This window comes from Iodobacter sp. BJB302 (assembly GCF_002735645.1).
Lineage (GTDB): Bacteria > Pseudomonadota > Gammaproteobacteria > Burkholderiales > Chitinibacteraceae > Iodobacter.
On the sequence record NZ_PDZG01000028.1, the window covers coordinates 44011 to 55560 of the forward strand.

Here is an 11550-nt window from a genome sequence, read left to right on the forward strand (position 1 = left end):
TACGGTATTTCAAATAGGTTTTAAATATTTTCAAACCCGTCAATCCAGATTGTTATCGCAGCTCATAGCGCACGGGGCTTAAATCTCCCCTTGAAACACGCCGGAGTGAGGAACAAGCGGGGCGGGGTTTCGGCCAGAGGCAGCGAGGCACGAGCGAGTCTCGCCCGCCGCCGACTCGATTGTCCGCAACGCAGGAGCTTTCGTGTTTTGCTGTTGTGGCTTGGCTTCGTTTCTTGGCCACACAAGAAAGGAAGGTCCAGCGGGACGCCCGCACCTAAATCAACGTGCCGAAGGCACTAAAAGGGGTTGTTTTTGAATTGAGTATGAAGACTTTCTAGCCAGAAAAAAACAAATCACCATTCAGGGGATAACGTGGGGCAAATTCCGGAAGCCATTTGCTGGTCTGAGGGCATGCAGCTTTTGCCACAGCATTTTCAACAGCAGTCTTTGCGGGCCGAAATACTGGCGGCTCAGCTTGTTGCCGCGGCGCAGCCTTATTACTGGGGCGTGCTGAATGTGGAGATCGACGAAGCGGCTTTAATCAGCGGCACTTTACGCGTGCTGGCGCTGGAAGCCATCCTGCCGGACGGGCTGTGGCTCTGTATCCGGCCCGGTGTACATCCGCCGCTGGAGCTCAATTTTCAAGACCTTGTCACCGCATCACCTCAACATCAGCTCACGCTTTATCTGGTGGTGCCACCGCTTTATCGTGCGGGCGAACTGGATGCCAGCGGGCGGCGCTATGTGTCACAAGATGGCAAGGATATCCCCGATTTAGTCAGCAAAGAGTCCCCGGCCGTGCTGACTTTCTGGCGGCCCGATCTGGCGATTTTAGACGAGCAGCATCGCGCCGATGGTGTTTGCCTGCCGCTGCTCAGGGTAGAAGAAGGCGCGGGTGGCTTTGCCCGCAAGGAGTATTTTGCACCCCAGCCCAGGGTCTTGCCCGAATCCCTGCTGGGTAAACGCATTGCCGCGCTGTGTACCGAGATTCGCGGTAAGTGTGCTTTTTTAGCCGGCAGGCTCAGGCAGGCTCTGCAGGATAATAACGAGGGCGACAGTGCCAGAATAGACCGGCAGCTGGCCGCGCTCTGGGCCAGATTACCTGAGCTGCAAAGCGCCTTAGATAGTCGTGTGGCGCATCCGCTTTCCCTCTATCTGATCTTAAATGGCGTGGCCGGATCGGTCTGTGCGCTGAATCCGCAGGCGGGCGTACCGGCTTTTCGGGCTTTTCATTACGAAGAATTACTGGCCTGTTTTGATGATGTGATTGGTTTCATTATGAAATCGGTGACGCGCATTAAAGCGGGCTATCGCCGCAGCGAATTTACCTTAGAAAAAGATGGCTTTGTGATCCGGCCTCCAGCGGTTTTACGCCAGGGCGGGCAGTGGGTGATTGGCGTGCAAATGCCCGGTGGCGCAGGCGACGATGCGGCAAGGTTATGGCTGGACAGGGCAGTAATTGCATCCTTGTCGCAGCTGGAAACCTTACAAAGGCAAAGAATGCGCGGCGTGCTTTATCGCCCGCTCGACAGGCAGGAGCAGGTGAGCTACAGCGTGGGGGACGATACCCGCTTGTTCAGCCTGTATGAATTTGGCGAGTGGTTTAATCCTGACGAGCCGCTTTGCATTGCCGTGCCAGCGCAAAATGCGGCAGCTGAGCCTTTAAGTATTGTCTTGTTTGTCCCTGAAGCCAGCGACGATATTCCGGTGCTGAATGAGGCGGATCATGACTGATTTTGCACGCCAGCAGGCCGCTTTACCTTTGAAGCAGGCTTTTTGCCAGGTTTGGGAAGAATGGTTGCTCTTGTCCCCCGGCTTATTGAGCAGTGCCGAGCCCGTGGACAAACTCTTGCTGCGTGTGGCGGAGGAAACCAGCGTTTTAGCGCGGCGGGTTTATCGCATGGTGATGACGCAGGCGGGGGCGGCCAACAAAATGCATGCTCAGGCGGTGCAATATGCTTTTGTTGCCCTGATCGATGAAGTGCTGTTGTTTACCGAATGGAGCGGCCAGGCCGCCTGGCAAACCACGCCTTTAGAGTTTCGTCTCTTTAATACCCGCACTTCGGGTGAAACCCTGCCCGATGAAATAGAACATTTAATTGAGCGCCAGGATTCAAGCGAGCGTGATCTGGCTGCGGTGTATCTGATGACGCTGGTGCTGGGGTTTCGCGGGCGCCTGCGGCGGGAGCCCGCGCTGTTTGAGGCTTGGTGTACTTCGCTGTTTGCTCAGATTTACCAGAGAGAGCCCGATGTGGCGCTGCTGGGCAAGGTTTTAAGCGGCCATAGTGTGACGCCGCCTTTGCAGCTGATAGAGCGAAAAATGCTGCCCGATGGCTATCGCCTGGCGCTGATGCTGGCTTTTTTATTGCTGCTGATGTTTGGGGTAAGCCATTTATTCTGGCGGGATATTTATTCGCAAATCGATGTAACTCATCCGCCGCTCAGCGAGGCCAAGCCGTGAAGCTGACTGATATTGATGCTTTTTTTTCGCTAGCGTGGGGCCACCTCTTCAGGCGGGATATTTGTGTACAGACCGATCCGGCGCGTCCACCGCTGTATGAGGCCAAGCCGTGAAGCTGACCGATATTGTTGCCCTTTCTCCGCAGGCGAGAAGCCACCTGTTCAGGCTGTTCATGTGTGCTGAGGCTGATCCGGCATGTCCATTGCGGTATGAGGCCACACTGTGAAGCTGCTGATTATTTTGCTGATTATTGCGGCCATCTTGCTGCTGTGGTGGCTGTGGCGGAATAAGGCCGATCGCCTTGGGCGCGGTTTTATTGATGCCGTGCGGCAGATGGAAAAAGAGGCGGGTATTGAGGGGCGCTATCAGGTGCCGTGGCTGCTGTTGCTGGGGGATGATCAGGCCAGCAGCGAGCAGCTGTGCCGTGCATGGCAGCTGAAAAGTGCTGAGAAATCAGCTTGGTTCGGGCGCTTTTATTCCAGTAGCGATGCGGTGGTTTTATTGCCGCCGCACGATATTTATCAGCAGGCCGATGGTGCGCTGGCGGCTTTATCTGCATGGCGGCGTTTACTGGGCGCCCTGCTGAGGGTACGCGGGCAAAGGCCACTGGATGCGGTGATCTGGGCCGTATCGGCCAAACAATTGATGAGTAAAGACACCCCGCTGGATGTGACGCTCTGTAAGCAATTTCAGGATGCACAGCAAAAGCTGGGGCAAACACTGCCCGTGTACTGGCTGATTACCGGCTTGCAGGATGTGGCGGGGATGAGCGAGCTGATCGAGTCTTTGCCTGATGAGGCGCAAGACAGCATTTTGGGCTGGTCTTCCGTATTACCCCTGACCGCGGCCTATCAGCGCGAGCATTTAGATGCTGCGCTGACGCAAATGCAAAGGCAGCTGAGAGATTGTATCTGCGAGATCGCCACCTTAAATGGTGGCGTAAGCGATGCGCTCTACTTGTTGCCAAGGCAATTTGACGCGCTGCGTACCGCTTTACATGCACTGGCCGACGCTGCTTTTCAGAGCAATGCCATGGGCGATGCCCCTGTTTTGCGCGGGCTGTATTGCGCGGCAAGCTATGCGGTTCAGCAGGAAGATGCAGATGTTTTTGCGCCTGAGCCCGCAGTGCCGGATATCCCCGTATTCAGCTCCGGCCTGCTGCGGCAGCGGATGGCTGCGGAGCGCGGTTTGGCGCAGCCCATTGTGCGGATTATGTCGCTGCGTCAGCGCTGGCACCGTTTTGCCAGGCTGGCCACTCTGGCTTTTTGCCTGCTGTGGTTTTTGGCGATGGCTTGGGTATGGCAGGCAGAGCGGCAGGATGCCATGGCCTTGAGCCGGGCTTTAAGCTCAATGAGTAGTGGATCGGCGCAAACCGAATCGGATCCAGACAGCCAGTCTGCGGTGGCTTTATGGCGGGTGCTCTTTGCCGCGCCGCGACTTGATTATGAAAGTATTGTTTTTCCAGGCTCCTTGTTTTCAAACTTTGACCATGCGCTGGCTGAAAAAATGGCCAGCTTATTGCAGACAGAATGGTTTTTTGCTGCGCAGCGGCGTATCCATGCGGATTTACAGGCTTTACAGGCAGAGGGCGCAGATAGCGATAAAAAAATGGGCGACGATACCGCCAGCCCGGAAACATGGCCCCGCTATGTGGCGGCGCAGCATTTAGTCCAGCAGGCCAGGCTGGTGGAGCAAAATGTAATTTCGTATAACCGCGCCCTGCGTGGCGGGCCTGATGCGCTCAGCCAGCTGAGTGAGCTGTCTAACCGCTTGTGGGATGGCGATTTTCGCCCTGAACGCCTGCCGCTGCGCCATAAAACAGAAGTCATTCTTGCCCATTACGCCCCGTGGATGGGTAAGCCGGTACAGCTGCAAGCAGCGGCGAAAGATACAAAGCAAAATTTTGAGGCCTTAATGCAGCATTGGCTGAATCGCCTGTATGCAGATGCCACTTTTATTGAAACCGCCGACAGTGTGCAAACCCAGCTCACCGAGCTGCAAAGTGCCCAGCACAATAGCTACGCTGATTTAAGCAAGTTAAATCAGCAAATTACCCTGCTTAAGCAACTGATTGCCGCCACAAACAGTGCATGGAGCAGCGCATCCGGGCAGGATTTGGTGCCGGGCTATTCGGCGATGCTGAATCATGCCAAGACCAGCGCTTTTATTGGTAAAGACGCTGTTTCTGCCATTGAAGAGCACGCGGCTAAGCTGAGAAAAGCGTTTAAAGAGCGCTGGTCGAATCGTGATTCCTCGCTGACTTCGCGTGGGGAAGTGGGCTTAAAAGAAGATGTGCTGCAATTGCAATCGGCCATCAGTTATTTGTTGCAGCAAAATTTTGTGATGGAGGGGCGTACGGCGGGGCATTTACAAGTGAGTGGTGGCCTGCGGGAAATGAGCGAGGTAAGGCTGGCTGCGGCTTTACAGATTTATCAGGAGCGCCAGCATTACCAGACTCAAAACCTGAGCAAAGTGCCTGATGCTTATCGTGCCGGCCTTGGCGGTTTGGCCAGCAGCAGTGCGGCTCATGCCATGTGGCATACCATGGGCGGGCGGGGGGCAGATGATCAGGGGCAAAGAAATGTGGCGGACAGCATGGAAGGGCTGATCCGGATCGCCCCTGAAGTCAATGCGGCACTGCTGGATTTGGGCCGTGCTGATTTATCGGCTGAATTGATTAAAGAAATGAACGAGCGTGCGCTGACTTCTTTGCGCCAGTCAGATGGCATGCTGGCGGAGTTAGCGCTTTACCAGCCTAAGCAAGCCACTTTTTCATGGTGGGATGGCAAGAAAAATGCCAGTTTCAAAGGTTTTAAAGCAAATAACCCACTGGAATTACAACAGTATCTCAACCGGCAGCTGGAGCAGCTGGCTACCGTCGCCATTAATCAGGGCGTCGTGCTGGACTGGCTGGCGGCGCATCCCAAGGGCTTGCCGGTAAAAGATATGCAGACTCTTTTACGCTGGAAAGGGCTGGCGGCTGATCTGAAAAAAATGAAAGAAAAAGCGCCAGACAGCGGCCCGGCTTTACTGGCGCAGCTGATCAGCAAAGATTTAAATGAAATGGATGCCAGCACCTGCTACGGCGTGCTGCGCCAAGTGGAGCTGCCCGCAGGCCCTGGTTACTTTTTTGAGCGGGCGCAAAAGCTGGTCAATATGGCTAATGAGCGTTGCATGGGGCTAAGGGCACAAAACAGCGCCTATGCCTGGCAGCAGTTATCAGGGTTTTTTAATCAATATCTGGCGGGGCGTTTCCCCTTTGCCGCCAATGGCAATGCGCCGGATGCAGATGCTGAGCGGGTTGGCACGCTGCTGCGTTTAATTGATCTGTATCTGCCTGCCGCCCAGGCCGGGCTTGAAGATAATGAATCGCCCAACCGGGACGCGGCCCGTTTGTTTTTACTTGGGCTGCAGCACAGCCGCGATTTGCTGGGCCCTATTTTATTACGGGGCAGCGCTGAGCAGCCTCAGCCACTGGGCTTGGATATTGATGTGCAGTGGCGCAGTGATAAAGATAAAGAGCAGGGCGCCGATCAGGTGATCGAATGGGGCCTCACTGTAGGTACGCAGCGCATGCGTTTCCCGCTGGGGGAAAGGGCCAAACAGCGCTGGCTGCTTGGCCAGCCTATTGTGTTTTCATTGCGCTGGGCGGCCGATTCCCCGCAATTGCCTATCGAAGAAAACACGCAGCCATCCTTAGTCGTACTTAATCAAAGTGCCGAATGGCGCTATACCGGCGCATGGTCTTTACTGCATTTTCTGCGCCATCATCAGGCCCCTTCCGGCATGGTTTTTCAGGATGAGTTCAGCTATCCCGCAATGCTTTTCAGCCTGCCGCTGGGTGGCCCGGCTAAGCCACGGGCACAAATGTTTGCACGTTTTGGTATCAGCGCAGTGGGGGCCAAGTCATTGCTGCCAACGCAGCTGATTCAGGCCTTGCCCCTTAAAGCACCGGCTTCGCCTTTCAGACAAATTACCCTGCCGGATTCAGATAAATCATTGGTGGCACCATGAGTGTAGAAATCAAACCTGGCGGTTTGCAGGGGAGTCTGGAATCGCTGCTCCAGCCTATTTCGCAGGATGCGCCCTGTGGTATGTCGATTCGCTATGAAGCTGAATACGATTTACTGCGCGAAGCCAAAAGGGAAGACGATACCAGCCTGCCAACCGGGATCTGGCAGGCAGAAGTAAAGCGGGGCGACTGGGCCACGGTTGAAAAACTGGGCAGGCAGATTTTGCAAAGCCGTAGCAAAGACCTGACCGTGGCTGTCTGGCTGGGCGAAGCCTGGATACACCGGCGGGCTATTGAGGGCCTGAGTGCTGCACTGAGTTTATTGCTGGGCCTGTGTCAGCGCTACTGGGATACGGTGCATCCATTGCCCCAAGATGGCGATATGAGCTATCGCACTGGCCCGCTGGCATGGGGTGTGCATGCTTACAGCACCCTGCTCTTATCGCGCATGCCGCTGCCTGTGCTGGATCAGCGTAGCGATCTAGACAGCTTTACGCTGGCCGACTGGCGCACATGGCAAAAACATCTGGGCCTCGATCAGGGAAAAAACACCAGCAAAACAGCCGTGCCCCTTGTAGAAACGGCTAAAAAGCTGGAGCAAAAAATCAACGATACCATTCGTGCCGCCGATGTGAACCTGCTGCGCAGCGCACACGGCTTTGTGCTGCACGGGCTGACGCAAATCACCGGGCTGGTGCAGGAATGCGATCAAAAAATGGGCCACGACGCGCCTACTTTTCAGCCCTTGTTTTTGCTGATGCAAGAGCATGAAATGATTTTAAAAGAGTGGCTGACCATGCACCCACAACCTTTGCCCGCAACGCCTGATCTGGTTTTACCCGCGCCCGCCGCCGAAAGAAAACCCGACCCACTGCCCTTTTTGCAACCCAACAGCCGTGAAGAAGCCTACCGGCAATTGCAGCTGATCGCCGATTACCTCGCCCGCACCGAGCCCCACAGCCCCGTGCCCTATCTGATTTACCGCAGCGTGGAATGGGGCAATAAACCCCTCAGAGATTTACTGGCCGAGCTGATTTCCAGCGATGCAGAAGCCAGACGGCTCTGGTCATTGCTGGGGGTGCTGCCTTGAGGGGGGAGGTGTATTTGCTTACTTGTTCTGTATGAAAAACGGTCAAAAAGAGCTTTTTTTTGTAATTTTAAAATGGAGATGGAAGCGAACTGCTATGATGCTTCATTAATTTTCCTTGAGAAAATAGCCTATGCGCACTGATCAGCTACTTGCTTCATTTGCCAACGCTTTTTCTCAAAACCAGCGGCTTATTTCTCTGCAACTTGGCGATGGCGCAGCATGGGGTGAGCAGCTTTTACCTCAGCGGGTGGATGGCAGCGAAGGGATTAACCAGGCTTACCGTTATCAGATTGACTGCTTATCGCCTGATGGCGCTTTAGAGCTTAAATCCTTACTTGGTTTACCTATTGTTTTATCGGTGGCTGATGCCAATGGCGATGCGGTTGAGCGCTGTGGCGTTATCTCGCAGGCGCAATTGCTGGGCTCAGATGGGGGATTTGCCAAATACGCGCTGACGGCAGAACCGCCGTTTGCCTTACTCCGCTACCGCCGCACTTCACGCGTATTTCAGGATTTATCCGTACCCGATATCGTTAAACAAGTTTTAGCCGAGCACCAGGCTAAAAACCCCGTTTTTGCCGCCGTGCAAACGCTGGATTTTAAACTCTCCGGCACACACGGCCCGCGCTCTTACTGCTTACAATACCGTGAATCCGATTTCGATTTTCTGACGCGATTATTAGCCGAGGAAGGCTTGGCGTGGCGATTCGAACATCTGCCAGGCGACAATCCGCAGGTGCAGCTGGTCATCTTTGACGATGCCTTTGCGCTACCCGAAGCCCAGGAAATGCAGGTGCGCTTTCACCGCGCCGATGCCACAGAAGAATCTGACGCGCTTACCGAGTGGAACAGCCAGCGCCAGGTGGGCAGCAGCAGCGTGTCACTCGCGAGCTTTGATTACAAAGCCACCAGCACCAGCCAAAGCTTTGATGAAAGCCGTATTGACCAGGGCGATGGCGGGCAGCAGCTGCAAGCCAGTTTTGAAGATTACGACCCGCAAGCCCTCTATTACGCCGCGAAGCAAGTCCTCTTGGGGGACGCCAGTGATGCAGAAGGCCTAAGCCACTACGCCCAATTGCGTCAGCAGGCTGCAGACGCGCAAAAGAAATCCTTTACCGGCTCCGGCACTTTGCGTGCCCTGCAGGCCGGGCAGTGGTTCCGGCTGGAAGACCACCCCGCCCACGAATGGGACTCCGCCGAGCAACGCGAATTTGCCGTTACCGGGCTGACATTTACCGCCAATAATAATTTGCCCGTGGATTTAACTCAGCAACTGGGCTTGGTCGCGCCCAGCCTTTTGGCTGCCGATGCCGCCAAACCCTATGAAGCCCGCTTTACCGCCCAAAGACGCGGCCAGCCGATTACGCCTGATTTTGCCCATATCGAACACAGCAAGCCCAAAAGCCGTGGCGTACAAACCGCCACCGTGGTCGGCCCTGCCGGTGCTGAAGTCCACACCGACGAGCAGGGGCGGATCAAGGTGCAGTTCCACTGGCAGCGCGCTGCCGAGCACCCGGAGTTTGGCGCAAACCTGGATGATAAATCCTCCTGCTGGATCCGCGTGGCCTACCCATCGGCAGGCGCAAGCTGGGGCCACCAGTTTATCCCGCGCATCGGCCAGGAAGTTTTAGTCGACTTTATCGAAGGCGATATCGACCGCCCCATCATCACTGGCGTGGTTTATAACGGCAGCCACTCTGTGCCCGCGTTCAGCGGCGCAGGCGCTTTACCCGCCAACAAAACCCTGTCTGGCATCAAAACCAAAGAGCATGAAGGCGGCCAATACGGCGAGCTGCTGTTTGACGATACAAAAGGTGAAGTCCGTACCAAATTATCCAGCGAGCACGGCAAAACCCAGCTCAATCTTGGCTATTTAATTCACCCAAGAACAGATGGAAAAGGTGAGCCACGCGGCGAAGGCTTTGAGCTGCGCACGGATAATCAGGGTGCCATCCGCGCTAATGGCTTACTCATCAGCACCGAAGCCAAAAGCGGCGCATCCGGCAAACAGCTCGACCACAGCCCAGCCCAAAGCCAGCTGGAATCCGCGCTGGCACTCGCCCAAAGCTTGGGTGAAACCGCCACCAACCAGCTCGCCGACACCATAGAAACTGGGGATGCCGATAAAACAGTCAAGCCCGACAACAGCGCAGGCGAAAAAGCCACCACCGGCCATCTGCACCACCATGTGCACGCCAGCAAAAGCCTGGAAGCTGGGTCAAACACGGATAAAGACGGCAAAAGCAAATCCAAAGATCAGGCCGGCCAACAAAAAATCATCCTGCTGCACGGCGAGGACGGTGTAGCCATCACCAGCCCGCAAAGCCAGACCATTGCCGCAGGCACCAACCTCGATCTGGTTGCGCAGCGCGATACAAACCAAACCTCCGGCCGCCGCTGGATCCACAACGTCGGATCACACATCAGCCTGTTTGTGGCCGGGGTAAAAGACAAAGTTGCACTTAAGCTCATTGTTGCCAAGGGCAAAATCCAGATGCAAGCACAAAGCGACGATATTGAAATCACAGGCGATAAAGATTTAAAAGTCACCGCCTGCAAAGAAAGCATCACCGTGGTGGCTAAAGATGAAATTCTGGTCACCGCTGGGGGCGGCTATATCCGGCTAAAAGGTGGCAATATCGAAATCCACTGCCCGGGAACGGTGACGGTGAAAGGCGCGAATCATGATGTGAGCGGGCCAGCGCAAATGATGCCGCCATTGCCGCAGTTTCCAAATTCGGTTTGTAAATCCTGCATGCTAAAAGCAAAAGATGCGGGTAGCCCATTTGCGAGCAGGTTATGAAAAATATTGATTCTTATCCCGCAGAGATTAAAACCAATATCTTGGCTTGGCTTTCATCTTTTGAGCCAGAGACATTTAATATCTATGCATTAATTGATCATAGTTTTGATCCAAGGTTAATAAAAAATCTGAAAAACAAAATCCGATGGGTTTCTTTGTATCAAGATGAAGGGGCAGATGTAGATATATCGCCTATCTTGTGTCATCTTGAGGATAAGGCTCATATTGAAAATCATCTGGATCTTTTATTACATGCAACAAACGGCCAGCCGATGCTCAGCTTTTGGCTGAGTGCTTTAGAGCCTGAGGTGGTGTATAGCCATTTTGCAAGTTATACCGATGTAACTATTTTGCCGGAAAAACTCAGCTATATGCTGCGCTATGCAGATACGCGTATCTTGCCTAATTTGCTGGATGCGATGCAGGATGAGCAGAGGGCGCTTTTTTTGGGCGCTTTTTATTCAGGCATTTATTTTAATCGTGCTGCGAAAATGGTTCAATTAAAGGGGGGTGGCCAATTAAATCCCAATGATTCTCCTCTTTGCATTACAGAGCAGCAATTTACCCAGATGCTTGATGTTTCTCAGCTTGATCAAATCATTCAGCAATTAAGAAAATTGGGGCTAACTGCTGAATTGATCATGAGCGAATCTCAGATATATACGCTGGTAAAACAATTTTGCAGTGAAGCCCATGCGGCGGGGATTACTGATTTTGCCGAGCTGCGGGCTTATTGTATTGAGCACTTTATTGAGATCACTACAGCTTAAGAGGCCTTTATTTACAAACCGTCTTTAAATAAGAGCAAAACAATGAAATTAATTAAAGTAAAAGCTCATATCGGCTACTGGATAATTCTTCTTGCGCTGAGTGCTTGCCGCCCCGCAGAGTCTGAAGCGGTGGGAAAGCGTGTTGATGCGGATAGTGTGACGGTGTCGGTGGATGCGGTGAATTATATGCACGATTACTCGGTGCAATTTGTGCTGCGTGACGCTAAGCAGCAGGCGGTTGGCGGTTCGATTGTTGATATTTTGCAGGGGCCGGGGGGTAAAAACTGTCCTGATTATGTCTCTTGCTCAATCTCCTTGCTCAAACCACTTAAAAGGCCTAAGGTGAACGAACGTTCTTTTGTGGAGTGGTCGTCATGGCAATCAACCCAATCCAGATGCAAAAGGGGCTGTCGC

At 53.9% G+C, this 11550-nt stretch carries 7 protein-coding genes; all 7 read left to right on the forward strand.

Annotated elements, in window-relative coordinates:
- The first annotated feature begins 372 nt into the window (after positions 1–372).
- Positions 373–1734: a type VI secretion system baseplate subunit TssK gene (tssK, locus tag CSQ88_RS10770; protein WP_099398109.1), complete on the forward strand. Its 1362-nt coding sequence runs from the start codon at positions 373–375 to the stop codon at positions 1732–1734.
- Positions 1727–2461 carry a DotU/TssL family secretion system protein gene (locus CSQ88_RS10775; RefSeq protein ID WP_180273629.1) on the forward strand — a complete coding sequence of 245 codons (735 nt, stop codon included), beginning with the start codon at positions 1727–1729 and terminating at the stop codon, positions 2459–2461. The genes tssK and CSQ88_RS10775 overlap by 8 nt, the downstream gene beginning before the upstream one ends.
- 222 nt (positions 2462–2683) lie before the next feature.
- The gene (locus CSQ88_RS10780; RefSeq protein ID WP_099398111.1) at positions 2684–6475 is read left to right on the forward strand and encodes a type VI secretion system protein; all 3792 of its coding nucleotides are present in this window, start codon (positions 2684–2686) and stop codon (positions 6473–6475) included.
- Positions 6472–7563, forward strand: a complete 1092-nt coding sequence (tssA, locus tag CSQ88_RS10785; RefSeq protein WP_099398112.1) for a type VI secretion system protein TssA — start codon at positions 6472–6474, stop codon at positions 7561–7563. The genes CSQ88_RS10780 and tssA overlap by 4 nt, the downstream gene beginning before the upstream one ends.
- Before the next feature lie 130 nt (positions 7564–7693).
- Positions 7694–10366, forward strand: coding sequence for a type VI secretion system Vgr family protein (locus CSQ88_RS10790; protein ID WP_099398113.1), 2673 nt, complete (start codon positions 7694–7696; stop codon positions 10364–10366).
- A complete protein-coding gene (locus CSQ88_RS10795) occupies positions 10363–11136 on the forward strand; it encodes a DUF4123 domain-containing protein (RefSeq protein ID WP_099398114.1) in 774 nt (257 codons plus the stop codon). The genes CSQ88_RS10790 and CSQ88_RS10795 overlap by 4 nt, the downstream gene beginning before the upstream one ends.
- Positions 11137–11178: 42 nt before the next feature.
- The coding region (locus CSQ88_RS10800) for a hypothetical protein (RefSeq protein ID WP_218963068.1) at positions 11179–11550 on the forward strand (372 nt) is incomplete at its 3' end.

What these genes read in the sequence shown, in the direction of transcription:
- CSQ88_RS10775 (WP_180273629.1), top strand. Translation starts at nt 1,727, where the DNA reads ATGACTGATTTTGCACGCCAGCAGGCCGCTTTACCTTTGAAGCAGGCT.
- tssA (WP_099398112.1), top strand. Translation starts at nt 6,472, where the DNA reads ATGAGTGTAGAAATCAAACCTGGCGGTTTGCAGGGGAGTCTGGAATCG.
- CSQ88_RS10790 (WP_099398113.1), top strand. Translation starts at nt 7,694, where the DNA reads ATGCGCACTGATCAGCTACTTGCTTCATTTGCCAACGCTTTTTCTCAA.
- CSQ88_RS10795 (WP_099398114.1), top strand. Translation starts at nt 10,363, where the DNA reads ATGAAAAATATTGATTCTTATCCCGCAGAGATTAAAACCAATATCTTG.